This window comes from Massilia suwonensis, from assembly GCF_042655665.1.
Lineage (GTDB): Bacteria > Pseudomonadota > Gammaproteobacteria > Burkholderiales > Burkholderiaceae_D > Telluria > Telluria suwonensis.
This window is the reverse complement of the sequence record NZ_JBHSMR010000001.1, coordinates 263,331-289,556: the sequence shown is the minus strand read 5'-3', so window position 1 is coordinate 289,556 and position 26,226 is coordinate 263,331. Positions and strand designations below refer to the sequence as shown.

The following is a 26,226-nucleotide window of genomic DNA, read 5'->3' as shown; positions in this document are numbered from 1 at the left end:
CAATTCGGTTCCGAATCGGATTACACTGGCGGCCCCAATGTAATTGCTTCGAAAGAATCCACCATGCGTCGTCCGCTTTCCCTGCTTGCGCTGAGCCTTGCGCTGGCCTTCGCCTCCAGCCCTGTACTGGCCACCTCCGCAGCGCAGGAGGCCGACGCCCCCGCCGCCAAACGCAAGCTGAGCGACACCTACACCAAGTACGAATACCGCATCCCGATGCGCGACGGCGTGAAGCTGTTCACGACCGTCTACGTGCCGAAGGACGCCTCGCGCCCCTATCCCTTCCTGATGACGCGCACGCCCTACAGCGCCGGCGTGCATGCCGAGGGCGAGCTGCGCTACGGCGTGCAGTGGATGCCGGGCGCGATCGGCCCCTCGCGCGAGTTCGAGGACGCCGGCTACATCTTCGTCAGCCAGGACGTGCGCGGCCGCTACATGTCGGAAGGGAAGTGGCAGGAGATGACGCCGCACGCTCAAGCCAAACGCGCGCCGGGCGAGGGCGTCGAGAGCGAGGACATGCACGACACCGTGGCCTGGCTGTTGAAGAACGTCCCGAACAACAACGGTAAAGTGGGCATCTACGGCATCAGCTATCCGGGCTTCTATACGGCGGCCAGCATCATCGACTCGCATCCGGCGATCAAGGCGGCCTCGCCCCAGGCGCCGGTGACCGACCTGTACATGGGCGACGACTCCTATCATGGCGGCGCCTTCATGCTGGCCGCGAACTTCGGTTTCTACGCCGCCTTCACCGAGGCGCCGAACCCGACTCCGTTGCCCAAGACCTGGACCGGATTCGACTACGGCACGACCAGCGGCTACGACTTCTTCCTGAAGCACCTGACCCTGTCGAATATCGCCGCCAGCATGAGCGCGGAGCAGCGCGCGCTCTTCATGCCGAACATCGAACACGACACCTACGACGCCTGGTGGAAAGCGCGCGCCATCGCGCCGCACCTCAAAAACATCAAGGCGGCCGTGCTGACGGTGGGCGGCTGGTTCGATGCCGAAGATCCGCAGGGACCGTTCACGACCTACGGCGCCATCGAGAAGCAGAACCCGGGCATCGTCAACAGCCTGGTGATGGGGCCCTGGGTGCACGGCGGCTGGGCGCACGGGGAGGGCGCGCGGCTCGGGCACGTGTCCTTCGACGGCAAGACGGCCGAGTACTTCCGCAAGGAGCTGCAATTTCCCTTCTTCGAGCAGCACCTGAAGGGCGTGAAACCGGCTGCCGCGATTGCCGAAGTGACGGCCTTCGAGACCGGCAGCAATGTCTGGCGCCGCTATGCGGCCTGGCCGCCGGTGCAGGCCAAGCCGCGCACGCTCTACTTCGGCGCCGACGGCAAACTGGGCTGGACCCAGCCGGCCGCCGCGGGCGTCGCCTTCGACGAATACGTGGCCGATCCGAAAAAGCCGGTGCCCTTCATCGGCTACCCGTCCACCGGCATGCCGAAGGAGTACATGGTCTCCGACCAGCGCTTCGCCAGTACCCGTCCGGACGTGCTGGTGTACGAGAGCGAAGTACTGGAAGAGGACGTGACGATTGCCGGTCCGGTGACGCCGAAGCTGTTCGTGTCGACCACCGGCACCGACGCCGACTGGGTCGTGAAACTGATCGACGTGTATCCGGCCGCGTATCCGGCAACGCCATCGGAGCGCAAGGGTGGCGACGTCGGTGCGCCGGACGTGGAGATGGGCGGCTTCCAGCAGCTGGTGCGCGGCAATCCGCTGCGCGGCAAGTTCCGCAACAGCTTCGAGAAGCCGGAGCCGTTCACTCCGAACAAGGTCGAGGCGCTCAGCTTCGACATCGGCCAGGTAAACCACACCTTCCGCCGCGGCCACCGCATCATGGTGCAGGTGCAGAGCTCCTGGTTCCCGCTGATCGACCTGAATCCGCAGACCTTCACCCACATCCCGAAAGCGAAGCCGGAAGATTTCGTCAAGGCGACCCAGCGCGTGTACCGCGCGCCGGGCCAAGCCTCGGGCCTGCAGGTGATGGTGCTGCCGGCAGGAATGTAACGCTAGGCGTAGGGTGGGCGCCCCGTGCCCACCATGAGCATAGGTACCGTCGACGCATCGTTTGGTGGGCACGGGGCGCCCACCCTACAGCTGTCGTCAGGTGCGGGTCACGCGCCTGCCCAGGGCAACCCCGCCTTGCACCAGCCGCCCACCGTCTTGCGGTGGCCGTCCGCATCCTTGTCGCCCTCGAAACCCTCCAGGATGTCGAAAGCGTTCGCGTAGCCCAGTTCGGCCGCCACGCGCGCGCTGTGGCGCGAGCGCACGCCGGAGCGGCACAGGAAGAGCAGGACGTCGTCCTTGCGGGCCAGGCGTTCCAGTTGCTGGCCGAACTGCGGATTCGGCTGGCCGCCCGGGTAGCTCGCCCATTCGACGGCCAGGTGCTGGCCTTCCGGCACCACGACGCGGCCGACCCAGTCGCGCTCGGCGTTGGTGCGCACGTCGACCAGCTTCACGTTTGGGGCCGCCTGCAGCAGCGTGAAGGCCTCGCCTGGCGTGACGGCGCCGGCATAAGGCTGGCCCGGGGCACGTTCGCGCGCGGCGTCGAGTATTTCTTTGGTCGTTTGCATGATGTCCTTTCGTAAACGTTCGCACCGGGCATGCGCACCGCAGTGGAGCGCCCTTGCCGAAACGGTGCGCTCTGCATCAAAATGGTGCGCTTTGGAGTGCGCGCACCGTTTTGGTGCAATGGATGAGCAAAGCTGCACCATGGCCGGATGCCTGATTTTATGGTCAAACACTCGGCGCGCTAAAGAAGGATTATGCATTTGTTCATGCTGAAAAGTCCGATAAGCGGCTGGCATGGTTCCTGCATATGTTCCTGCAAGCATGTTGTAGAGGGCTGACCGGTCGACAAAGACCTCGCCCGTTCTGCAGCAACCGATTTCATTTAGGAGAAACGCATGGCAAAGACCGCCGCAGATGTGATGCAGATGGTGAAGGATAACGAAGTCAAGTTCGTGGATTTCCGCTTTGCGGATACCCGCGGTAAAGAGCAGCACGTCACCGTTCCTGTGTCGCACTTCGACCTCGACAAATTCGAGTCGGGCCACGCCTTCGACGGCTCCTCGATCGCCGGCTGGAAGGGTATCGAAGCATCGGACATGCTCCTGCTCCCGGACCCGAACACCGCGAACATCGACCCGTTCATGGAAGAAACGACCATGTTCATGCAGTGCGACGTGATCGAACCGTCGGACGGCAAGGGCTACGACCGCGACCCGCGCTCGATCGCCAAGCGCGCCGAGGCTTACCTGAAGTCGACCGGCCTGGGCGACACCGCCTACTTCGGCCCGGAACCTGAATTCTTCATCTTCGACTCGATCCGCTGGAAGATCGACATGTCGGGCTGCTTCGTGAAGATCGATTCGGACGAAGCCTCGTGGTCGACCGACGCGAAAACCGAAGGCGGCAACAGCGGCCACCGTCCGACCGTCAAGGGCGGCTACTTCCCGGTCCCTCCGGTCGACAGCTTCCAGGACATGCGCTCGGAAATGTGCCTGATCCTCGAATCGCTCGGCATCCCGGTCGAAGTGCACCACCACGAAGTGGCCGGCGCCGGCCAGAACGAAATCGGCACCAAGTTCTCGACCCTGGTCGAGCGCGCCGACTGGACCCAGAACCTGAAATACGTGGTCTGGAACGTCGCCCACAGCTACGGCAAGACCGCGACCTTCATGCCGAAGCCGATGAACGGCGACAACGGCTCGGGCATGCACGTGCACCAGTCGATCTGGAAGGACGGCAAGAACCTGTTCGCAGGCGACGGCTATGCCGGCCTGTCGGAAACGGCGCTGTTCTACATCGGCGGCATCATCAAGCACGCCAAGGCCCTGAACGCGATCACGAATCCTGGCACCAACTCGTACAAGCGCCTGGTGCCTGGCTACGAAGCGCCTGTGAAACTGGCCTACTCGGCCAAGAACCGTTCGGCCTCGATCCGTATCCCGCACGTGGCGAACCCGAAAGGCCGCCGCATCGAAGTGCGCTTCCCGGACCCGCTGGCCAACGTCTACCTGTGCTTCGCCGCGCTGCTGATGGCGGGCCTGGACGGCATCCAGAACAAGATCCACCCGGGCGAAGCCGCCTCGAAGGACCTGTACCACCTGCCGCCGGAAGAAGACAAGCTGATCCCGACCGTCTGCGCCTCGCTCGAAGAAGCCCTGGAAGCGCTGGACAAGGACCGCGAGTTCCTGACCCGCGGCGGCGTGTTCAGCGACAGCATGATCGACGCCTACCTCGAGCTCAAAATGCAGGAAGTCCAGCGCATGCGCATGACCCCGCACCCGGCCGAGTTCGACATGTACTACTCGTCGTAATTGCTTGACCATACCGTTGCGCTACGGCATCAAAAGCTGTAAGCGCAGGTAACAAACGCGGGGAGGGCCAGTGGCTTTCCCCGCGTTTTTATTTGGATGCGGTATATTCGGCCCAACGATGACCTAGGCACGCGTATGCCGTGCAGCTTTCTACCGATGCGAATGACAACCAGCATGACCCGCCTGGCACTGGCTGCCGGCGTGCTCTTCAGCGGTGCGGCCGCAGCCCAGACCACGGTCTACAAATGCGTCGACGCCCAGGGCCGCGTCGAGTTCACCGATACCGGCAAGAAGGGCTGCAAGGCGCTCGACCTGCCGGGCTATATTCCGGCGCCTCCCGCGCGCAGCGCTCCAGCGCCGGCCGCGAGCCGTCCGAACAATCCGGCGCCCGCCGCCGCAACGCCGAGCCCCGCCAACTTCCCGCGCGTGGACAGCTCGCAGCAGCGCGCGCGCGACGACGACCGCCGCGGCATCCTGAACGAGGAGCTGCGCGCCGAGGAGCAGAAGCTGGCGGACCTGCGCAAGGTCTTCAACAACGGCGAGCCCGAACGCCAGGGCAACGAGCGCAACTACGCCAAGTACCAGGAACGCGTGGCGCAGATGCGCGACGACATCAGCCGCACCGAGCGCAACATCGAGGCGCTGCGCCGCGAGATTTCGAATATCCGATGAACCTCCCCGACCGTCCTGCCGGCGAGGCCCGCTTCGCCGGCCTCGAACTGCTGGCCTCCAGCGTGCTGCTGATCGACGCCGCCGACCGCGTGCGCTACGCCAATCCGGCGGCCGAGAACATGCTCGACGCCTCCCTGAAATCGCTGTCGCGCCAAACGTTAAAATCGCTGTTCTCGAACGGCGAGGAACTGGCGGCCCTGTGCGAGCAGACCCGCGCCCACCAGTACGCCGACCTGCGGCAGGACCTGGCCCTGGATCGACCGGGTAGGGAGACCCTGCACGTGCACTCGATCGCCAGCAGCCTGGAAGGCGGCGAGGTGCTGATCGAACTGCGCGAGAACGTGCAGCAGCTGAAACTGGACCGCGAGGAGCGCTTCCTCGACCAGAGCCAGGCCAACAAGGAACTCATACGCAACCTGGCGCACGAGATCAAGAACCCGCTGGGCGGCATCCGCGGCGCGGCGCAGCTGCTCGAACTCGAACTGCCGCCGCTGCACGTGAGCCAGCTGAAGGAATACACGCAGGTGATCATCAAGGAAGCCGACCGCCTGCAAACCCTGGTCGACCGCCTGCTGGCGCCGCACCGTAAACCCCACATCGTCGGCGACGTCAACATCCACGAAGTGTGCGAGCGCGTGCGTTCGCTGGTGCTGGCCGAATTCCCGAATGGCCTGACGATCCGGCGCGACTACGACGCCTCGATCCCCGAATTCAGGGGCGACAAGGAACAGCTGATCCAGGCCGTCCTGAACATCGTCCACAACGCCGCGCAGGCCTTGGCAAGCCGCATCGCGGCGGGCGACGCCGAGATCGTTTTGCGCACCCGCGTGGCGCGGCAAGTCACGCTGGCCAAGGTCCGCTACGGGCTGGCATTAGACTTGCATATCATCGACAATGGACCGGGCATCGCACCGGAGATCCGCGACCGTATCTTCTACCCGCTGGTGTCGGGCAGGGATGGCGGCAGCGGCCTGGGGCTGACGCTGGCGCAAACCTTCGTGCAGCAGCACCTGGGCATGATCGAGTGCGAAAGCCGGCCTGGACTGACGGATTTCCGGATCCTGCTGCCGCTGCCATGAGTGGCCGTGGCAGGCCGCCGCGGTCATTGATGACACCATATTGCGGAAAGCCACGAACTACATGAAACCAATCTGGATTGTCGACGACGACGCATCGATCCGCTGGGTGCTGGAAAAAGCCCTGGCGCGCGAGAACCTGGAGACGCGCAGCTTTTCCAACGCGCGCGATGCGCTGAGCGCATTCGAAACGGACACGCCGCAGGTGCTGGTATCGGACATCCGCATGCCCGGCGAATCGGGCATCGACCTGCTGCAGGCCGTCAAAGCGAAGCACCCCGGCCTGCCGGTCATCATCATCACCGCCTTTTCCGACCTCGATTCGGCCGTCGCCTCCTTCCAGGGCGGCGCCTTCGACTATCTCGCCAAACCCTTCGACATCGACAAGGCCGTCGCCCTGATCCGGCGCGCATTGGAGGAGAGCCTGCGCGAAGCCAGCGTCGAAGCGGCGCCCGCCGAGACGCCCGAAATCCTCGGCCTGGCGCCGGCGATGCAGGAAGTGTTCCGCGCGATCGGCCGCCTGTCGCAATCGAATGTGACGGTGCTGATCACGGGCGAATCGGGCACCGGCAAGGAACTCGTCGCGCGCGCCCTGCATAAACACAGCCCGCGTGCGCAGCAGCCCTTCATCGCGCTGAACACGGCGGCCATCCCGAAGGACCTGCTCGAATCGGAACTGTTCGGCCACGAGCGCGGCGCCTTCACCGGCGCGCAGGCGATGCGGCGCGGCCGCTTCGAGCAGGCCGAGGACGGCACGCTGTTCCTCGACGAGATCGGCGACATGCCTTTCGATCTGCAGACCCGTCTGCTGCGCGTGCTCTCCGATGGCCACTTCTACCGCGTCGGCGGCCACCAGCCGGTCAAGGCCAACGTGCGCGTGATCGCCGCGACCCACCAGAACCTGGAACAGCGCGTGCGCGACGGCCTGTTCCGCGAAGACTTGTATCACCGCCTGAACGTGATCCGCCTCAGGCTGCCGAGCCTGCGCGAGCGCAGCGAAGACATCCCGCTCTTGGCGCGCCACTTTTTGGTGCAGAGCGCACACCAATTGGGCGTCGAACCGAAGCGCATGAGCGACAGCGCGATGCGCTTCCTCAGCAGTCTGGAATTGCCGGGCAACGTGCGCCAGCTGGAAAACCTGTGTAACTGGATCACGGTGATGGCGCCGGGCCAGACGGTCGAGATCAAGGACCTGCCGCGCGACCTGACCCAGGCGCCGCCGGCGGGTACGCCGTCCTTCGTGGCGGCACCGCTCGATGGCGGAGCACAGGTCCCGCCCATGCTGACCACCCCGCCGACGCCGGACGGCTGGATCGGGCTCCTCGAGCTGCAGGCGGCCAGCATGCTCAGTGCCGGCCAGTTCGAGGTGATGGACACGCTGGGCAAGCAGTTCGAGTCGGCGCTGATCAAGACGGCGCTGAAGCACACGCACGGGCGCAAGAACGATGCGGCCATGCGCCTGGGGATCGGGCGGAACACGATCACGCGCAAGATCGTGGAGCTCGGCATCGACGGTGCGCGCGAGGAGTAGGGTGGGCACTCCGTGCCCACGCGGTACTGCGGTTGCGTCGCCACGGATCATGCAATGAAACGGCGTGGGCACAGAGTGCCCACCCTACGAGCAGCGAATGCGTGAACGTCCGCCCATCGGCGCCACGCACGGGATGGTGTAAGCTCTTGCATCGCTGTCCCATCCATACCGCCCCATGCTGATCAACTGCGTCGCCTACCAGGAAGGCAAGAAACTATCCGATATCCCGGTCGAGGATATCAGCGAGTACCTGAAACAACCCGGCTGCTTCGTCTGGGTCGCGCTGCGCGATCCGGATCCGCGCGAACTGGCGACCATGCAGGAGGAGTTCGGCCTGCACGAACTGGCCGTGGAAGACGCCTCGCGCGGCCACCAGCGTCCGAAGCTGGAAGAGTATGGCGATTCCGTGTTCACCGTCGTCCACACGGTGAACCTGAACGGCGACGAACTGTGCGCCGGCGAGGTCGCGATTTTCGCCGGTCCCAATTACGTACTGTCGGTGCGGCGCGATTCGGCCCAGGGTTTTCTCGGCGTGCGCGCGCGTGCCGAACGCGAGCCGCGCCTGCTGAAGATGGGTTCCGGTTTCGTGCTGTATGCGCTAATGGATGCCGTCGTCGACCGCTATTTCCCCGTCGTCGACAAGCTCGAATCCGACCTCGAATCGATCGAGGACCGCATCTTCGGCGGCAAGGGCGCGCAGCGCGACAACATCGAGCGCCTGTACGACCTGAAGAGGAATACCCTGGTCCTGCGCCATGCGGTGATCCCGCTGATGGACGCCGTCGACCGCCTGCACGGTGGACGGGTGCCCGACCTGGCGGCGCAAACCCAGGATTACTTCCGCGACGTCCACGACCACCTGCTGCGCATCGCGGGGCGCCTGGACAGCATCCGCGACACCATCGCCACGGCGATCCAGGTGACGCTGTCGATGGTGACGATCGAGGAAAACGACATCAACAAGAAGCTCGCCGCCTACGCCGCGATCTTTGCCGTGTTCACCGCCTTTGCCGGCGTCTGGGGCATGAATTTCGAATTCATGCCCGAGCTGAAGTGGAAGTATGGATATCCGACGGCGGTCTGCATCATGTTCGCCGTCTGCGGATACCTCTACTACCGTTTCAAGAAGTCGGGCTGGCTCTAGTTTTTTCCTGCAGTGGCCGCGCTGCCAGCGGTGGCGACCACGATCATGCCGATCGCCAGCCACTGCGTCGTCGTCAGCACTTCGCCCAGCACGAAGAAGCCGGCCAGTGCGCCCACGGCTGGCCCTGCGCTGACCAGGATGCCGAACACGCGGCGCGGCAGGCGCGACAAGGCCATCATCTCCAGCGAGTAGGGCAGGATCGAGGATAGCAGGGCGACCATCAGGCCGCCGAGCAGCACCTGCGGCGCGAACAGGGCGCTTCCGGCCTGGGCCAGGCCGACCGGCACCGTGCACAGCGCGGCTACCAGCATGCCCCAGGCGACCACATGGCCGCCCTTTAAAGTCGAAACGCGCTTGCCGAAGACGATGTACATGGCCCAGCAGAAGCCGGCTCCGGCCGCGGCGGCGACGCCGATCGGATCGAGGGCGGCCGCGCCCGCGGTGGTCGGCGCCAGCAGCCACAGGCCGAAGGCGGCGCAGCCGACCCATAGAAAATCGCGCAGGTGGCGCGAGGACAGCACGACCACCGCCAGCGGCCCGATGACCTCGATGGCGATCACCACCCCGATCGGGATGCGCGCAAATGCGGCATACACCAGCAGGTTCATCATGCCCAGCATGACGCCGTAGATGACGACGTTGATCGCATCGGGCCGCGCCAGCGGCGCGCGCCACGGCCGCCAGAAGGCCATCAGGAGGATGCTCGCCAGGCCGACGCGCGTCGCCGTGATCCCGGCCGGACCGACCAGCGGGAACAGGCCCTTGGCATAGGCCGCGCCCACGTTCACGGAAATCAGCGAACCAACGATCGCCAGGAAGGGCGCGAAGCTGCGGGCGGGCGCGGCCTGCAAGATCAGTCCTGCAGTGCCGGCACCGGCACGCCCATCGCCATGGCCACGGCTTCGGCGACGCGGATGCCGTCCACCGCCGCCGACATGATGCCGCCGGCGTAGCCCGCGCCTTCGCCGGCCGGGAACAGGCCGCGCGTGTTCAGGCTTTGCAGGTCGTCGTCGCGGCGCTTGATGCGGATCGGCGAAGAGGTGCGGGTCTCGACGCCGGTCAGCACCGCGTCTTCCTTATAGTAGCCCTTGATCTGCTTGTCGAAGGCGACGAAGGCTTCGCGCAGCGCCGTGATCGCATACTCCGGCAGCGACGGCGCCAGGTCGGTCAGGTGCACGGCCGGCTTGAACGAAGGGATCACGGAGCCGAATTCTTTCGAGGGCACGCCGCGCACGAAGTCGCCCATCAGCTGGCCCGGCGCATCATAAGTACTGCCGCCCAGCAGGAACGCGCGCGATTCCAGCTCGCGCTGGAAGGCGATGCCGGCCAGCGGGTGCCCCGGATAGTCTTCCGGCGTAATGCCGACCACGATGGCGCTGTTGGCGTTACGTTCGTTACGCGAATACTGGCTCATGCCGTTGGTGACGACGCGGCCTTCTTCCGACGACGCCGCCACTACGGTGCCGCCCGGGCACATGCAGAAGCTGTACACCGAGCGGCCGTTGGAGGCGTGGTGCACGATCTTGTAGTCGGCCGCGCCCAGGATCTTGTTGCCGGCGTTCGGACCGAAGCGGCAGACGTCGATCAGCGATTGCGGGTGCTCGACGCGGAAACCGATCGAGAACGGTTTCGCCTCCACATACACGCCGCGGTCGTACAGCATCTGGAAGGTGTCGCGCGCGCTGTGGCCGACGGCCATCACCAGGTGGTTGGTGGCGATCTCCTCGCCGCTGGCCAGCACCACGCCGCGCACCTGGCGCACGCCATTCGTCTCGCTGATGCGGATGTCGTCCACGCGGGTTTCGAAACGGATCTCGCCGCCCAGCGACAGGATCTCGGCGCGCATCTGCTCGACCATCTTGACGAGGCGGAAGGTGCCGATGTGCGGCTTGCTGACATACATGATCTCTTCGGGTGCGCCGGATTTCACGAACTCGGTCAGCACCTTGCGGCCGTAATGCTTCGGGTCCTTGATCTGGCTGTACAGCTTGCCGTCCGAGAAGGTGCCGGCGCCGCCTTCGCCGAACTGCACGTTCGACTCGGTATTCAGCTTGCGCTTGCGCCAGAAGCCGAAGGTGTCGACGGTGCGCTCGCGCACCACCTTGCCGCGTTCGAGCACCAGCGGGTTCAGGCCCATCTGCGCCAGGATCAGCGCCACGAACAGGCCGCAGGGACCGGTGCCGACCACAACCGGGCGCGGCGTACCGGCGGGCGGACGCGGCGCGTCGACGAACTTGTAGCCGGTGTCGGGGGAAGGTACCACGTACTGGTCGCCCTTCAGGCGCGCCAGCACGGCCGCTTCGTTTTTTACTTCGACGTCGATCGCGTAGATCAGGACGATCGCCGCCTTCTTGCGCGCATCGTAGCTGCGCTTGTAGACATTGAAGTCGATCAGGTCGGCGGCGCCGACGCCCAGGCGCGCGAGGATGGCGTCGCGCAGCGCGTGGTCGGGATGGTCGAGGGGGAGTTTGAGTTCGTTAATGCGCAGCATCGGATGTCGGTTTGCTTGGAGCTGGTCGGTTCAACCTGCCATTGTACCTTGCTGCGCGCGTACTGGGCGGATCGTATGATGGACGATTCCTCCAACAAATCAAACGAAATGGTGTAAATATTGCTTAAAAAGCGATTTTCTTGAAATTAAATCGTTTAATCTTTCATTAGTAAAAAATTATTTCGTGATGACTGTTATTTTGACATGGATGGTTGTCAGAAAATGCGCTGCAGTGCCGATGGATTGCATCCATGCTCATTGGCGGCAGCGTCGCAGGCCTGAAAACGGGTGAGATAGACGAGGCGTTGTATCGCACCAACAAATTTTTGTATCTCCACGAAAATATTTACGAAGCTTTCATGCGCGAAATGCGTGCGAGTCCAAGAAATCCGACGACATTTATTGGTGCACCGCAATGTAATGCGTAAATATTGAGTTCGCGTCTGCTGAGGCAATTTTGTGAGGGTTTTAGCCGAAATTGTGCTGTTAGCACGGCTATTTATCTGCACATTGCTGCGCAGCCCAAATTGTGTATGCATGCTTGCACCGGTTTGGTGCATGTTTTCCGCATTTTCTTATGCGTAAAGCTCGAATGCGGGCAATTGACAGCCGAAGAATATGTATGTTTCTATTAATACATATTCGTGTTGCAACGGAGGCTTATTATCCGTGGCTGTGAATAGAGGGAAGAACGTACTGTAACAAGCCGTTTTGGTGATCAAAAACTGTTGTAGACGGCTGGTCGACAGAACAGTCCGATACAAATAATAGGGAATCACATGCTCAAGAAAACCGTATTAGTACACGCACTCGCGATCGCCTTTGGCGGCGCAGCGCTGACCGTCGGGACGATGCAAACCGCAATGGCCCAGTCCAATGCGGCCGGTACCATTTTCGGTACCGTTGACTCGCCGGCGGGCGCGACGATCAACATGATCAATACCGAGACCGGTACGCGCCGTTCGATCACGCCAGACGCAAGCGGCCGCTATACCGCTACGTCGATGGCGCCAGGCCACTACCGTGTGGAACTGCTCCGTAACGGCGCTGTTGCCAACACGACCGAAGTCGACGTCATCGTCGGCCAGGGTGTGGACGCATCGTTCGCTTCGGCTGCCGTCGCCTCCAACGTCCAGTCGGTGCGCGTGACCGGCCGCCGTACCCGTATCGACGTGTCGAACACCAACAACGGTGCAGTCTTCACCGCCAAGGAACTGGCCCGCCTGCCGACCACCCAGAACGTCGAAGCGATCATCCAGCTGGCACCGAACACCACCCGTGCCGACTCGCGTTACTCGGCCGGCGCCTCCTTCGGCGGCGGCGGTGCTTCGGAAAACTCGTACTACATCAACGGCTTCCCGGTCACCAACCCAGTCACCCAGCTCGGCGCATCGGAACTGCCGTTCGGCGCGATTGCCCAGGCTCAGGTCCTGACCGGCGGCTTCGGCGCCGAGTTCGGCCGTTCGGTCGGCGGTGTGGTCAACATCACCACCAAGTCCGGTACCAACACCTGGGAAGCAGGCGCGAGCGCCTACATCACCCCGAAGTCGCTGCGCGCCAGCCCGAAGGATATTTACTATCCAAACACCGGTTCGCCGCTCAATACCACGACCGACGGTACCCTGTACGTCCAGCGTAACAACCTCGAGCGCGAAGAGAAAATGTACGGCGCCTACGTCGGCGGCCCGCTGATCAAGGATCGTCTGTTCATGTTCGCCGCCATCGAGCGCCGAACCGACGATCTCGACCGTGTCATCGGTATCCGCACCTCGAGCGCACTGGCATCGACCGGCTTCGAAAGCACCCAGGACAAGACCGACCGCTACCTGGTCAAGCTGGACGCGAACATTACCGACAACCACCGCCTGGAAGCCACCTTCATCGGTGACGAGGGCAAGGAAGACCGCCAGCTGTACGGCTACACCTATCCGACCAGTGGCGTGACCGGCGGCACCATCGGCGCCCAGACCGCTTCGCAACACTACAAGAACAGCGAAGACTTCGGTCCTGGCGTCGGCGGTAATGTCCAGATCCTGCGCTATACCGGCACCCTGACCGACAACCTGACCGTGACCGCTCTGGTCGGCCAGATGAAGACGCCGGCGTCGGCGTCGTACGATGCAGTCGGCAATGTTCCTGCTGATATCTTCCAGATCAGCGCACCGAGCAATGCACGCGCTCCTGGCCTGAACTACTTCAGCCCGCAAGTGCTGTCCGGCGCCGTCTCCAGCGGCAGCTCGGAAAGCAAGGTCAAGTCGCGCCGCTTCGACGTCGAATACAAGCTGGGCGACCACTTCCTGCGCGCCGGTATCGACAGCAACAAGCTCGATTCGGAAGCCATCGGCCAGGTGTACGGCGGCGGCGGTATCTGGGTCTATGCGAAAACCGCAAACCCGAATACGCCACTGGCCTTTGGTCCGACCCGCGCTTCGACCGCCAGCGGTGGCGGCCTGGGTACCCAGGGCTACTATGTCTCGCGTCGTATCTTCGACTCGCTGACCAGTGCCGGCTCCGAGCAGGAAGCCCAGTACATCGAAGACCGCTGGCAAGTCAACAAGGATGTGCTGGTGACCCTTGGCCTGCGTAACGAGAGCTTCAAGAACATCAACGGCGACGGCGAAACCTTCCTCGAAGCTAAGGACCTGATCTCGCCGCGCGCAGCGGCAAGCTGGGACGTCTTCGGCGATGCTTCGCTGAAGGTCTACGGTTCGGCAGGCCGCTATGCGCTGCAGATCCCGACCCACCTGGCAGTGCGCGGCGCCAGCCGTTCGACCTTCACCCGCCAGGCCTTCACCTACACCGGCACCGACCAGTACGGCCAGCCGACCGGCCTAAACCCGATCTCGGGCGTCTACTCGACCAACAACGAGCTGGGCCAGGCGAAGGATGCTCGTACTGTCAGCGCCCGTAACATCGAAGCGACCTACCAGGATGAACTGACCCTGGGCTTCGAGCGCGCCCTGACTCCAGACCTGAACGTCGGTGCCCGCATCACCTACCGTACGCTGAAGGCGACCATCGACGACCTGTGCGATCCGCGTCCGTTCGAAGCCTACGCCGAGCGTAACAACATCAACACCGACAACTGGGGTGGTTTCGGTTGCGCATCCTTCAATCCAGGCGAAGCTTCGACCTTCCTGGTCGACTACGCAGGCACGGGCAACAACCTGACCGAAGTCAACCTGAGCAAGGCAGACCTCGGCTTCGACGATCCGAAGCGTACCTATACGGCAGTCGACCTGTTCGCCGAGCACCCATACCGTAATGGCTGGTATGGCCGCGTGAACTACACCTGGTCGAAGAGCCGTGGTAACACCGAAGGCCAGACCAAGTCGGACAATGCACAGACCGACGTCGCAGCGACCTCGACCTGGGATAACCCTGAGCTGATGGTCAACGCCTATGGCCTGCTGCCTAACCACCGCGAGCACCAGATCAAGGCCTTCGGCTACTATGATCTGACTCCGGAAGTCACGCTGGGTGGTAATTTCTTGGCTGCATCGGGCCGTCCGAAGAACTGCTTCGGCTGGGATCCGAACGTACCGCCAGAAGCTGACTACGGTTCGGTGTTCTTCTACTGCAACGGTGGTCCGGCTCCACGCGGCACCAGCGGCAAGCTGCCATGGGACGTGCGCCTCGACCTGAGCGTGGCCTACCGTCCAGCAATGGTGAAGGGCCTGGCTGTAAAGCTGGATGTCTTCAACGTCGCCAACAAGCAGACCGTGCAGACGATCGACGAGACCTACAACGTGGGTAGCACGACTGACGTCAGCCCGACCTACGGCCGCGTGATCAGCTACACCGCACCACGTAGCGTCCGTCTGGGCGTCGAGTACAACCACCGCTTCTGATGAGCTAAGGGCGGCCACCGCAAGGTGGCTGTTCAAGCCCCTAAGTTGCAATGAACCGCAGGCTTCGGCCTGCGGTTTTTTTTCGTCCGTCGCAAAGTTTCTAGTTTCTTGTTAATTCATTGCTGGAAAGAGTGCAGCGAAAGCGCATCCGTGACAGTCGACTTCCCTCACATTCATTTCCAGAATAAAATAAATAAAAATGTAGTAAATATAGTCAAACTACATATTGTGCCGATGCTTTAAGAGCGCGGAATAAATACAGGGAAACATATTTCCCCATCGCATAATTAACAATCAGCGTATTTATTCATAAAAATAATCTATAAAACCTACTTTTTGAGTCAGGGTGTTCTACAGAACCTGTACTTACAAGAAAAATACTGTTGCATTCCTGCACATGTGTGTCTGTTGCCGTTGACACATACAGATGCCACGTGTTTATATTTGTAAGTTAAGTAACACTTGCCGTGCTACTTGACCTCGCAGGCATCGTGCCGAGGAGAGTGGCTGGAGCTGCTTGGGGGGCTCCGTGCCACGGCACGACTGTCATAGGTTCAAAATCAAATAGGAACAAAGTATGTTGAGAAACACAGTTTTGGTTCGCGCGTTGCAGGTTGCGTTCGCAACCGGTGCTATTACCGTAGCCGCAATGCCGACCGCCATGGCGCAATCCAACGCCGCAGGTTCGGTCTATGGCACCGTTGCCGCCGGTAGCGGCGACACGGTCGTCCTGAAGAACAACGACACCAACCAGACCCGTACGGGCACCCTGGACGCAAATGGCTCGTTCCGCGTGACCAACCTGCCGGTTGGTACCTACACCGCAACGCTGATGAAGGGTGGCGCTGCTGTCGGTACGACCCAGCTCGACGTCGTCGCCGGCCAGGGCGCGGAAGCCCAGTTCGCACCTGCCGCCGCAGTCGCCGCCAACGGCGCAGGCGTGCAGTCGGTCCGCGTGACCGGCCGCCGCAGCCGCATCGACGTGTCGAACACCACCAACAGCGCCGTGTTCACCGCAAAGGAACTGGCCAAGCTGCCGGTCCAGCAAAACCTGACCTCGATCGTGCTGCTCGCGCCGAACACCACCAAGGGTGACTCGGCCTTCGGCAACACGACCTCGATCGGCGGCGGCGGTGCTTCCGAAAACTCGTTCTACCTGAACGGTTTCCCGATCACCAACCCGCTGAGCCAGCTCGGCGGCATGGAACTGCCGTTCGGCGCGATCCAGCAGGCATCGGTCCTGACCGGCGGCTTCGGCGCCGAATTCGGCCGTTCGATCGGCGGCGTGCTGAACGTCACCTCGAAGAGCGGCACCAACAAGTGGGAAGCCGGCGCGACCTACAGCATCACCCCGGACAGCCTGCGCGCCTCGCAGAAGAACATCTATTACCCGAACACCGGCGACGCGAACAACGTCAGCACCGACGGCAAGCTCGACCTGCGTCGCGACAACCGCGAGCTGAGCAGCCGCCAGTACGGCGTCTACGTCGGCGGCCCGATCGTCCAGGACAAGCTGTTCATGTTCGTCGCGGCCGACCGCACCACGACCGACGACGGCTACGTCGCTTCGACCACCCAGACCAACGCGACCACCATCGGCCAGCAGGGCTGGAACCAGAACCGCTCGGGCGAAAACCGCTGGCTGGCGAAGATCGACTGGAACATCACCGACGAACACCGCCTGGAATTCACCAGCGCCGGCGACGATTTCAAGACGACCTACGAAAAGTATGGCTACGCGCTGAATCCGAACAATCCGAACGCGCGTGCAACGCTGGACGGCAACCGCACCAACAACCTGTACACGTCGGCAACGGCGCACAACCTCGGCCCAACCGATCCGGCCTACCCGGGCACCCCAGGCGCCAAGCTGAACAGCCTGCGCTACATCGGCAACGTCACCGAAGACCTGACGGTCACGGCGCTCTACGGCATCATGAAGACCGAGCGCGGCACCGTCTACAACCTCGCCGGCGCGAACACCGTCAGCGGCGTCCTGCCACCGACCATCGGTACCACGGCAGCCGTGAACCAGTGGCCGGCGCTCAATTCGGGCCTCTACCGCAACTACAACGTCTTCCCTGGCTCGCGCAGCAACCCGGGTGACGACGAAGTCAAGGCCGGCCGCCTGGACCTGGAATACAAGCTGGGCAAGCACACGCTGCGCGCCGGTATCGACCAGAGCAAACTGGAAAGCAGCACCGCCGGTTACGCAACCAGCGGCGGCAGCCAGTGGACCTACCGCTACGTGGGTGCGGGCAATGCGAACGTCTCGTCCCCGATGTCGAACGGCCGTACCGCCATCGTTTCCAACTTCGGCGGCTCGGGCGTCGACGGTTACTACGCTCGCCAGATCATCTTCAGCTCGGTCACCGCCGCTTCGTCGAAGCAGTCGGCCCAGTACATCGAAGACCGCTACCAGGCAACCAAGGACCTGCTGATCGTTGCCGGCCTGCGTAACGATTCGTACAGCAACAGCAACGGCGATGGCGAAAAATTCATCGACATGAAGCGCCAGATCGCGCCGCGTCTGAGCGCATCGTGGGACGTGAACGGCGACAACTCGTTCAAGGTCTACGGTAGCCTCGGCCGTTACTACCTGCAGCTGCCGACCCAGGTCGCAGCACGTGCGGCATCGCGCTCGACCTACACCACCCAGGACGTGACCTATACCGGCATCGATCCAACCACGGGCGTGCCGACCGGCATCAATCCGATCAACGTGCCGAGCTCGAACAACGGCGAATACGGCCAGAAGAAGGACATCCGCGCGATCGTCACGCAGGACCTGAAGCCGAACTACCAGGACGAGTTCACCCTGGGCTTCGAGCGTTCGTACACGCCTGACGTCAACTTCGGTGCGCGCTTCACCTACCGCAAGCTCGGCGCCGGTATCGACGATACCTGCGACTGGCGCCTGCTGTACGACTTTGCCTTGAAGAACGGCATCGACGTCCAGAACACGAACGCTCTCGGCTGCCAGATCTACAATCCTGGCCGTCCGCTGACGGTGTGGGTTGACGGCAATGACGCGGCGGGCAACCCTGTCGTCACCGGCAAGGGCCAGTACGCGACCTTCTCGCCTGAGCAAGTCGGCCAGCCGAAAGCCAAGCGCGATTACGCAGCCCTGGACATGTTCCTGGAGCACCCACTGCGTAACGGCTGGTACGGCCGCGTGAACTACACGCTGTCGCGCAGCAAGGGCAACATGGAAGGCCAGACCCGTTCGGATACCGGCCAGACCGACGTCGGCACCTCGGCGGCATGGGACTTCCCGGAGTTCTCGGTGGGCGCCAACGGCCTGCTGCCGAACGACCGCAAGCATGCCCTGAAAGCCTTCGGCTTCTACCAGGTCACGCCTGAGCTGACCGTCGGCGGCAACGTGCTGATCCAGTCGGGCCGTCCACGCCTGTGCTACGGTACCAACAACATTGTCGACGCGGGTGAAGATCCATCGTGGGCACTGGGTTACGAGTACGGCGGTCCTGGCTACGCCTACGAGTACTACTACTGCGGCGGCAAGAACAGCCCACGCGGCTCGCAAGGCCGTCTGCCTTGGGAAAAGCGCCTGGACCTGAGCGCCACCTACGCACCAGCCCTGGTCAAGGGCCTGGCCGTGAAGGTCGACGTGTTCAACGCCCTGAACTCGCAGCGTTCGCTGGCCGAAGAGTCGCAATACGACGAAGGCGACGAGACCATCATCTCGCCGTACTACCGCGAAGTGCGTTACTACCAGGCTCCACGCTCGGTTCGCCTGACCGTCGAGTACAACCACAAGTTCTAAGCATCAGGGCTGCCGGCGCTTGCCGCCGGCAGTTCCGACGCATTGCACTTGGAAAAAAACCGCAGCCTCGGCTGCGGTTTTTTTACGTCCTTCGATACCTCATCGGCGGGTCACTGGCCCCACAGCGCATTCAATGCAGCCACCACCGCCAGCCCGGCCGTTTCCGTGCGCAGCACGCGCGGCCCGATCGACAGGGCAATCGCGCCGGCGGCGACGGCCGCATCCTCTTCCTCCGCACTGAAGCCGCCCTCGGGCCCGATCATGATGCGCACGTCTTGCGGTCCCGCTGCGCGCGCCCAGCCCGACAGCGACTGCTGCGCGCGCGGCGACAGCAGGATGGTCGGTTGCGCCGCGCCCGCGGACGCGGCCAGCCAGGCATCGACGCCGGCCAGCGGCGCCAGTCCGGCCAGGCGGTTGCGGCCGCATTGCTCGGAGGCCGCGACGATCACGCCCTGCCAGTGCGCGTGCCGCTTGTCGAGGCGATCGCCCGCCAGGCGCACCACGCTGCGGCGTGCGGCCAGCGGCTGGATCGCGGCCACGCCCAGCTCGACCGCCTTTTCGATGATCCAGTCCATCTTGCTCCCCTCGGGCAAGCCCTGCGCCAGCGTGAGCGCGTACGGCAGCTCGGCCTCGACCGCTTCATGCGCTTCGACCGCGGCGCTCGCGCGTTTCTTGCCGGCCTCGAGCAGGCTGGCCCGGTACTGCCCGCCGCGCCCGTCGAACAGGGTCAATGCTTCGCCCGGCTGCATGCGCACCACGTGCAGATGGTGGGCGACCGCTTCCGGCAAGTCGGCGACGGTGCCTGCGGCGAGGGGTTGAGGGCAGTAGAAACGTGGCATGAGCAGCTGCGAAGGAGAAAGGGAAGGGCGCATTGTAATAGGCACCGATCATTACCGCATGCAAGATCAGAGTCGCTGCATCATTGCAACTGTTGTATTTACGAAACTCTACCCTTAACGTATTGACACACGTCAATACAAAATGGTCATATCTTTCTAGCAGTATTTACGTCATGGCATATGGCTTGATTGCTTGCTGAGGGGAGCGTCCCGGGACCGCGATCCGGACCGGCACTGTTCGGTTGTTCATACGAGGAAGATCACAATAATGACTAAAGAGAAGATTTTGTCGCGGTCTGTACGCCTGATGTTTTCCGGTGCCGTGCTGGCCGGCCTGAGTGCCGGCGCCTGGGCGCAGGAGCAGAAACCCGCCGTCGTCGAAGTGACGGGTACGCGCATGACGGCGCCCGGCTTCAATTCGAGCAGCCCGATCGGGTCCGTGAGCGCGGAAGAGATTCGCTCGACCCAGCCGGTCGCCGTGGAAGAGTTCTTCAAGGCCCTGCCGGCCGCGGTTCCCGCAGTCGGTCCGGCCACCAACAACGGCACCGGCGGCGCCGCGACGATCGACCTGCGCGGCCTCGGTACCAACCGTACCCTCGTACTGGTCAATGGCCGCCGCCTCGTTCCCTACAGCCTCGGCGGCACGGTCGATACCAACTCGATCCCGATGGCCCTGCTCAGCCGCGTCGACATCCTGACCGGCGGCGCCTCGGTCGTGTACGGCGCTGACGCCGTCGCCGGCGTGGCCAACTTCAACCTGCGCCGCAACTTCACCGGCGTCGACGTCACCACCTCCTACGGCATGACCGGCGACCAGCACGACGCCAAGCGCCGCCGCACCGACGTCACCATGGGCGCTAACCTGGACGGCGGCCGCGGCAATGTCGTGCTGAGCATCGGCAAGACCAAGTCCGATCCGCTGACCCAGGGCGAGCGCGACTACGGCGTCACCAGCCTGAACTCGGTGACCGGCGCGCCGACCGGCTCGGGCACGACCGTACCGGCCGCTTTCTCGACCAGTGCCGGCACTGCGGGCAACGCCAACGTGCTGTCCGGCGCATGGCAAATCAATCCGGCCACCGGCACGCTGGTGCAGCCTGTCGCGCTCTACAACACCAATCCGCCGAACTATTATGTGACCGGTCTCGACCGCACCCAGGCGACCGCGCTCGGCAACTACAAGATCAACGAGTACGCCGAAGCCTATACCGAGGTGTTCGTCACCAACAGCAAGGTCGCTTCGGCGCTGGCCTCGACCGGCACCTTCGGCAACACCTTCAACGTGCCGATCGGTAACCCCTACATCCCGCAGGCGGCGCGCGAGCAGATCTGCGCACGGCGCGGCATTCCGGCCGCCAACTGCGTCGCCGGCAACAACACCATCGTGCCGCTGCTGGTCAACCGCCGCTTCACCGAACTCGGCCCGCGCTACAACGACTTCGACAACAAGACGCTGCAGTACACGATCGGCCTGAAGGGCGAGATCGCCTACGACTGGACCTACGACGCCTACTGGACCCGCGGCACCGCAGACCAGACCCAGACGCGCCGCAACTGGGGCTCGCTGGCGAAAGTCGGCCAGGCCCTGAACGCGCTGAACACGACCACCTGCGTCAACAACACCAACGGCTGCGTGCCGCTGAACGTGTTCGGCGCCGAAGGTTCGATCACGCCGGCACAGGCTGCCTTCATCAACAACAGCGCGATCCTGAACCAGAGCGTCAAGCAGGACGTGGCCGCCATTGCGCTCTCGGGCAACCTGGGCGACACCATCCGCAGCCCGTTCGCGCAGGATCCGATCAGCATGTCGCTGCTGGCCGAAAACCGCAAAGTCACGGCCGGTACGCAATCGGACGCCGCTTCGCAGCTGCAGGGCGAAGTGCTGGGCACCGGTGCGCCGACGCCTGACCGCTCGGGCCGCTTCTCGCTGAAGGAATACGCGGTCGAGATGCTGGTGCCGGTCGTACGCGACCTGCCGTTTGTGAAGACCCTGAACGTCGAGCTGGGCTACCGCCAGACCGAATTCTCCACCGCCAGCGCCAAGAACGACTACGGCAGCTGGAAAGCAGGCGGAGAGTGGGCGCCGATCGAGAAGCTGCGCTTCCGCGCCATGGTCCAGAAAGCGACCCGCGCGCCGAACGTGAACGAGCTGTTCGCACCGGCCGTGACCGGCCTGTCGAACCTGGCCACCGATCCTTGCCAGGGCACGAACATCAACAAGGCCGACGCCGCCCGCGCCGGTACCCTGTCGAACCTGTGCGTGCAGACCGGCGTGCCGCTGAGCGAAGTCGGCGCACTGCCGGCGCCGTCCTCGGGCCAGATCAACAACCTGTCCGGCGGCAACCCGGCGCTGGGACCCGAGTCGGCCAAGACCAAGACCATCGGTTTCGTGATCGAGCCGCTGCCGCGCCTGAACCTGTCGCTCGACTACTACAAGATCGACATCACCGATGCCGTCTCGTCGCCGGCGACCACCGACATCCTGGAACGCTGCTACAGCGCGGGCCAGAATCCGGGCTTCACGCTCAACGAGTTCTGCGGCATGATCGGTCGTAACACGATCAACGGCACCTTCAACGGCAACGAGGCGCGCGGCGTCGCCACGCCGCTGTCGAACCTGGGCTCGCAAAGCACCAGCGGCGTCGACCTGAACATCTCGTACCGCCTGGCCGCCAGCCGCGTGGGCCTGGATTCGCGTTGGGGCAACTTCGACATCAGCCTCGGCGCCAACCAGGTCAACAGCTACACCTTCCAGGCGACGCCGACCGCGGTCGAGCGCGATTGCCTGGGCTACTACAGCGTGGCCTGCAACAACATCGTGTCGGCGCCGGTCTACAAGCGCAAGTTCAACCAGCGCACCAACTGGACCTTCGGCGCCTGGGCGGTCGGCTACAACTGGCGCTATGTCAGCGGCGTGATCGAGGAGCCGGGCGGCACCGTGTTCCTGCCGGCCTTCGCCAGCATCCCGTCGTACCACTACGTCGACCTGAACGCCAGCTGGAACGTCACCAAGAACGTGCGCCTGGTGGCCTCGGTGACCAACGCGGCCAACAAGAAGCCGCCGATCGTCGGCGGTTCGATCGGCGGTACCGGTCCGAACAGCGGCAACACCTTCCCGCAAAGCTACGACGCGGTGGGGCGTTACGTGACCCTGGGCGCTTCGGTCAAGTTCTGATCGCTGCCGGCCAGTAAGGAATGAAATGGCGGACTTCGGTCCGCCATTTTCTTTTTTTGCGCTGCACTAGTTGCTTGAACGCTTTTTAAATAGGCAGCACGGGCTCTGGTAGAATAGCGGGCTACGGCCTCCCGTAGCGCCGCCGCCTTCCAAATCCAGACTTACCAATCATGACATCTATGCAAACCACGACCCTGATGGCCAACGCAATCCGCGCGCTGGCAATGGACGCTGTCCAGAAAGCCAACTCCGGCCACCCAGGCATGCCAATGGGCATGGCGGAAATCGCCGTCGCCCTGTGGGACAAGCATTACCGCCACAACCCGGCCAACCCGCACTGGTCGAACCGCGACCGCTTCCTGCTCTCGAACGGCCACGGTTCGATGCTGCACTACGCGCTGCTGCACCTGGCCGGCTACGATGTGTCGATGGACGACATCCGCGACTTCCGCCAGCTGCACTCGAAGACCCCGGGCCACCCGGAAGTGGGCATCACGCCGGGCGTGGAAACGACCACCGGCCCGCTGGGCCAGGGCATCGCCAACGCGGTCGGCATGGCGCTGGCCGAGTGGCTGCTGTCGTACGAATTCAACCGTCCAGGCTTCGAAGTCGTGGACCACTACACCTATGCATTCCTGGGCGACGGCTGCCTGATGGAAGGCATCTCGCACGAAGTCGCCTCGCTGGCCGGCACCCTGCGCCTGAACAAGCTGATCTGGCTGTACGACGACAACGGCATCTCGATCGACGGCAAGGTCGAAGGCTGGTTCACCGACGACACCCAGAAACGCTTCGAGGCCTATGGCTGGAACGTGATCCCGAAGGTCGACGGCCACAACGTGACCGCCGTCTCGAACGCGATCGAGGCAGCCAAGAAGTCGGACCGTCCGACCCTGATCTGCTGCAAGACCATCATCGGCAAGGGCGCTCCGAACCTGGAAGGCGGCGACAAGGTCCACGGCGCCCCGCTGGGCGACAAGGAAATCGCGGCCGTGCGCCAGCACCTGGTGTGGGACCCGATCCCGTTCGACATTCCTGGCGAAATCTACCAGGCATGGGATGCGAAAGCACGCGGCGCCGAGCTGGAAAACGGCTGGAACGCGATGTTCGCCGAATACCGCGCCCAGCACCCTGAGCTGGCCGCCGAATTCGAGCGCCGCATGAAGGGCGAGCTGCCGGGTAACTTCGACGACGTGCTGAACGCCGCCATCGCCACCTGCATCGACAAGAAAGAAACCATTGCCACCCGCAAGGCTTCGCAGAACGCGATCCAGGCCCTGGCCCCGATCCTGCCGGAATTCCTGGGCGGCTCGGCCGACCTGACCGGCTCGAACCTGACGAACTGGAAAGAGATCGTCGCCGTGCGTTCGGGCATCCCGGGCAACCACATCAACTACGGCGTGCGCGAATTCGGCATGGCCGCGATCCAGAACGGCGTCGCCCTGCACGGCGGCTTCATCCCCTTCGGCGCGACCTTCCTGACCTTCTCGGACTACAGCCGCAATGCCCTGCGCATGGCCTCCCTGATGAAGATCCGTTCGCTGTTCGTGTTCACCCACGACTCGATCGGCCTCGGCGAAGACGGCCCGACCCACCAGTCGATCGAGCACGTCTCGTCGCTGCGCCTGATCCCGGGCCTGGACAACTGGCGTCCATGCGACACGGTCGAATCGCAAGTGGCCTGGGGCGCGGCAGTGCAGCGTCGTGATGGCCCGTCGACCCTGATCTTCTCGCGCCAGAACCTGCCGTTCATGGAGCGCGACGCCGCTGCCGTGGCCAACGTCGCCAAGGGCGGCTACGTGCTGCGCGACGCCGCTGACGCCAAGGTGATCCTGATCGCCACCGGTTCCGAAGTCGAACTGGCGATGAAGGCAGCCGATGCGCTGGCAGGCGAGGGCATTGCCGCCCGTGTCGTCTCGATGCCGTCGACCGACGTGTTCGAGCGCCAGGATGCAGCGTATAAAGCGAGCGTGCTGACCCGCGGCGTGCCGCGTGTCGCGATCGAAGCCGGCGTCACCGACTTCTGGTACAAGTACGTGGGCCTGGAAGGCGCCGTCGTCGGTATCGACACCTTCGGCGAATCGGCTCCGGCGCCGGTGCTGTTCAAGCACTTCGGCTTCACCGTCGAAAACGTCGTGGCCAAGGCCAAGGGCGTGATCGCTGCGTAATGTTTTTCACGGGCTGCCTGCGGGTGGCCCGTTTCGTATTCGAGGTCCGAAAAAAGTTTTTTTCTAATCAGGAGCTAAAGCAATGACGATCAAAGTTGCAATCAACGGTTATGGCCGCATCGGCCGCAACATCCTGCGTGCCTTCTACGAAGGCGGCAAAAAGCAAGACATCCAGATCGTGGCGATCAACGATCTCGGCAACGCCGAATCGAACGCCCACCTGACCCGCTACGACACTGCCCACGGCAAGTTCCCGGGCACCGTCACGGTCGAAGGCGACAACATGATCGTCAACGGCGACAAGATCCGCGTGTTCGCACAGCGTAACCCTGCCGAAATCCCATGGGGCGAGCTGGGCGTGGACGTCGTGCTGGAATGCACCGGCTTCTTCACCACCAAGGAAAAGGCTTCGGCCCACCTGAAGGGCGGCGCCAAGAAAGTCATCATCTCGGCACCGGGCGGCAAGGACGTCGATGCGACCATCGTCTACGGCGTCAACCAGGACGTGCTGAAGTCGAGCGACACCGTCATCTCGAATGCATCGTGCACCACCAACTGCCTGGCCCCGCTGGTCAAGCCGCTGCACGACGCCATCGGCCTGGAAACCGGCCTGATGACCACCGTGCACGCCTACACCAACGACCAGGTGCTGACCGACGTGATGCACGAAGACCTGCGCCGCGCCCGTTCGGCCACCCAGTCGATGATCCCGACCAAGACCGGCGCCGCCGCCGCGGTCGGCCTGGTGCTGCCTGAGCTGAACGGCAAGCTGGACGGCTTCGCGATCCGCGTCCCGACCATCAACGTCTCGATCGTCGACCTGTCCTTCATCGCCAAGCGCGACACCACCGTCGATGAAGTCAACCAGATCATGAAGTCGGCATCGGAAGGCGCCCTGAAGGGTATCCTGACCTACAACACCGATCCGCTGGTCTCGGTCGACTTCAACCACAACCCGGCATCGTCGAACTTCGACGCTACCCTGACGAAAGTCTCGGGCCGCCTGGTGAAGGTCTCGTCGTGGTACGACAACGAGTGGGGCTTCTCGAACCGCATGCTCGACACCACCGTCGCGCTGATGAACGCGAAGTAATCCCCTGATGCGCCCTGGGGCGCGGATGTAAAAAAACCGTTCGGGACATTGCCCCGAACGGTTTTTTT

General features: G+C 63.4%; 16 protein-coding genes. 12 read left to right on the top strand and 4 right to left on the bottom strand.

Features of this window, described 5'->3' with window-relative positions:
• Positions 1 to 63: 63 nt before the first annotated feature.
• Positions 64 to 2,019 carry a CocE/NonD family hydrolase gene (locus tag ACFPQ5_RS01260; protein ID WP_379751119.1) on the top strand — a complete coding sequence of 652 codons (1,956 nt, stop codon included), beginning with the start codon at positions 64 to 66 and terminating at the stop codon, positions 2,017 to 2,019.
• A gap of 107 nt (positions 2,020 to 2,126) precedes the next feature.
• On the opposite strand, the gene ACFPQ5_RS01255 is transcribed toward ACFPQ5_RS01260, so the two are convergent.
• A complete protein-coding gene (locus ACFPQ5_RS01255; protein WP_379751117.1) occupies positions 2,127 to 2,585 on the bottom strand; it encodes a rhodanese-like domain-containing protein in 459 nt (152 codons plus the stop codon).
• A gap of 333 nt (positions 2,586 to 2,918) precedes the next feature.
• On the opposite strand from ACFPQ5_RS01255, the gene glnA reads away from it, so the two are divergent.
• From glnA to corA, 5 genes are all read left to right on the top strand, one after another.
• Positions 2,919 to 4,334: a type I glutamate--ammonia ligase gene (glnA, locus tag ACFPQ5_RS01250; protein WP_379751115.1), complete on the top strand. Its 1,416-nt coding sequence runs from the start codon at positions 2,919 to 2,921 to the stop codon at positions 4,332 to 4,334.
• Between the two features lie 174 nt (positions 4,335 to 4,508).
• On the top strand, positions 4,509 to 5,006 hold the full coding sequence (locus ACFPQ5_RS01245) for a DUF4124 domain-containing protein (protein ID WP_379751113.1): 498 nt from the start codon (positions 4,509 to 4,511) through the stop codon (positions 5,004 to 5,006).
• Positions 5,003 to 6,085 (top strand): nitrogen regulation protein NR(II), encoded by a 1,083-nt coding sequence (glnL, locus tag ACFPQ5_RS01240; protein ID WP_379751111.1) that lies wholly within the window; start codon positions 5,003 to 5,005, stop codon positions 6,083 to 6,085. The genes ACFPQ5_RS01245 and glnL overlap by 4 nt, the downstream gene beginning before the upstream one ends.
• A 61-nt stretch (positions 6,086 to 6,146) precedes the next feature.
• Positions 6,147 to 7,613: a nitrogen regulation protein NR(I) gene (ntrC, locus tag ACFPQ5_RS01235; protein ID WP_379751109.1), complete on the top strand. Its 1,467-nt coding sequence runs from the start codon at positions 6,147 to 6,149 to the stop codon at positions 7,611 to 7,613.
• A gap of 175 nt (positions 7,614 to 7,788) precedes the next feature.
• Positions 7,789 to 8,757: a magnesium/cobalt transporter CorA gene (gene corA, locus ACFPQ5_RS01230; RefSeq protein ID WP_379751107.1), complete on the top strand. Its 969-nt coding sequence runs from the start codon at positions 7,789 to 7,791 to the stop codon at positions 8,755 to 8,757.
• Here the strand turns inward: corA and ACFPQ5_RS01225 are convergent.
• Together ACFPQ5_RS01225 and ACFPQ5_RS01220 are read right to left on the bottom strand one after the other, a co-directional pair.
• Entirely contained in the window at positions 8,754 to 9,608 is an 855-nt protein-coding gene (locus ACFPQ5_RS01225) for an EamA family transporter (RefSeq protein WP_379751105.1), read from the bottom strand. The genes corA and ACFPQ5_RS01225 overlap by 4 nt on opposite strands.
• Before the next feature lie 2 nt (positions 9,609 to 9,610).
• Positions 9,611 to 11,248 carry an NAD(P)/FAD-dependent oxidoreductase gene (locus ACFPQ5_RS01220; protein ID WP_379751103.1) on the bottom strand — a complete coding sequence of 546 codons (1,638 nt, stop codon included), beginning with the start codon at positions 11,246 to 11,248 and terminating at the stop codon, positions 9,611 to 9,613.
• A 251-nt stretch (positions 11,249 to 11,499) separates the two neighbouring features.
• Here ACFPQ5_RS01220 and ACFPQ5_RS01215 point away from each other — a divergent pair, with 251 nt between their 5' ends.
• From ACFPQ5_RS01215 to ACFPQ5_RS01205, 3 genes are all read left to right on the top strand, one after another.
• Positions 11,500 to 11,676, top strand: coding sequence for a hypothetical protein (locus ACFPQ5_RS01215; protein WP_379751101.1), 177 nt, complete (start codon positions 11,500 to 11,502; stop codon positions 11,674 to 11,676).
• A 351-nt stretch (positions 11,677 to 12,027) separates the two neighbouring features.
• The gene (locus ACFPQ5_RS01210; protein WP_379751099.1) at positions 12,028 to 15,099 is read left to right on the top strand and encodes a TonB-dependent receptor; all 3,072 of its coding nucleotides are present in this window, start codon (positions 12,028 to 12,030) and stop codon (positions 15,097 to 15,099) included.
• Positions 15,100 to 15,760: 661 nt separating this feature from the next.
• Complete coding sequence (locus ACFPQ5_RS01205) at positions 15,761 to 18,883, top strand: TonB-dependent receptor (RefSeq protein ID WP_379751097.1); 3,123 nt, start codon at positions 15,761 to 15,763, stop codon at positions 18,881 to 18,883.
• Positions 18,884 to 18,993: 110 nt separating this feature from the next.
• Here ACFPQ5_RS01205 and ACFPQ5_RS01200 read toward each other — a convergent pair whose 3' ends face one another.
• Positions 18,994 to 19,722 (bottom strand): 16S rRNA (uracil(1498)-N(3))-methyltransferase, encoded by a 729-nt coding sequence (locus ACFPQ5_RS01200; protein WP_379751095.1) that lies wholly within the window; start codon positions 19,720 to 19,722, stop codon positions 18,994 to 18,996.
• Between the two features lie 307 nt (positions 19,723 to 20,029).
• On the opposite strand from ACFPQ5_RS01200, the gene ACFPQ5_RS01195 reads away from it, so the two are divergent.
• The 3 genes from ACFPQ5_RS01195 to gap all read left to right on the top strand — a co-directional run bounded on the left by ACFPQ5_RS01195 (position 20,030) and on the right by gap (position 26,158).
• Positions 20,030 to 22,897 (top strand): TonB-dependent receptor domain-containing protein, encoded by a 2,868-nt coding sequence (locus ACFPQ5_RS01195; protein ID WP_379751093.1) that lies wholly within the window; start codon positions 20,030 to 20,032, stop codon positions 22,895 to 22,897.
• Positions 22,898 to 23,067: 170 nt separating this feature from the next.
• Positions 23,068 to 25,065 (top strand): transketolase, encoded by a 1,998-nt coding sequence (tkt, locus tag ACFPQ5_RS01190; RefSeq protein ID WP_379751091.1) that lies wholly within the window; start codon positions 23,068 to 23,070, stop codon positions 25,063 to 25,065.
• Positions 25,066 to 25,147: 82 nt separating this feature from the next.
• Complete coding sequence (gene gap, locus ACFPQ5_RS01185; protein ID WP_379751089.1) at positions 25,148 to 26,158, top strand: type I glyceraldehyde-3-phosphate dehydrogenase; 1,011 nt, start codon at positions 25,148 to 25,150, stop codon at positions 26,156 to 26,158.
• Positions 26,159 to 26,226 lie beyond the last annotated feature (68 nt).

Coding starts and splice junctions, on each gene's coding strand:
- ACFPQ5_RS01260 (WP_379751119.1), top strand. CDS start 64: ATGCGTCGTCCGCTTTCCCTGCTTGCGCTGAGCCTTGCGCTGGCCTTC.
- ACFPQ5_RS01255 (WP_379751117.1), bottom strand. CDS start 2,585: ATGCAAACGACCAAAGAAATACTCGACGCCGCGCGCGAACGTGCCCCG.
- glnA (WP_379751115.1), top strand. CDS start 2,919: ATGGCAAAGACCGCCGCAGATGTGATGCAGATGGTGAAGGATAACGAA.
- ACFPQ5_RS01245 (WP_379751113.1), top strand. CDS start 4,509: ATGACCCGCCTGGCACTGGCTGCCGGCGTGCTCTTCAGCGGTGCGGCC.
- glnL (WP_379751111.1), top strand. CDS start 5,003: ATGAACCTCCCCGACCGTCCTGCCGGCGAGGCCCGCTTCGCCGGCCTC.
- ntrC (WP_379751109.1), top strand. CDS start 6,147: ATGAAACCAATCTGGATTGTCGACGACGACGCATCGATCCGCTGGGTG.
- corA (WP_379751107.1), top strand. CDS start 7,789: ATGCTGATCAACTGCGTCGCCTACCAGGAAGGCAAGAAACTATCCGAT.
- ACFPQ5_RS01220 (WP_379751103.1), bottom strand. CDS start 11,248: ATGCTGCGCATTAACGAACTCAAACTCCCCCTCGACCATCCCGACCAC.
- ACFPQ5_RS01215 (WP_379751101.1), top strand. CDS start 11,500: ATGCTCATTGGCGGCAGCGTCGCAGGCCTGAAAACGGGTGAGATAGAC.
- ACFPQ5_RS01210 (WP_379751099.1), top strand. CDS start 12,028: ATGCTCAAGAAAACCGTATTAGTACACGCACTCGCGATCGCCTTTGGC.
- ACFPQ5_RS01205 (WP_379751097.1), top strand. CDS start 15,761: ATGGCGCAATCCAACGCCGCAGGTTCGGTCTATGGCACCGTTGCCGCC.
- ACFPQ5_RS01200 (WP_379751095.1), bottom strand. CDS start 19,722: ATGCCACGTTTCTACTGCCCTCAACCCCTCGCCGCAGGCACCGTCGCC.
- ACFPQ5_RS01195 (WP_379751093.1), top strand. CDS start 20,030: ATGTTTTCCGGTGCCGTGCTGGCCGGCCTGAGTGCCGGCGCCTGGGCG.
- tkt (WP_379751091.1), top strand. CDS start 23,068: ATGACATCTATGCAAACCACGACCCTGATGGCCAACGCAATCCGCGCG.
- gap (WP_379751089.1), top strand. CDS start 25,148: ATGACGATCAAAGTTGCAATCAACGGTTATGGCCGCATCGGCCGCAAC.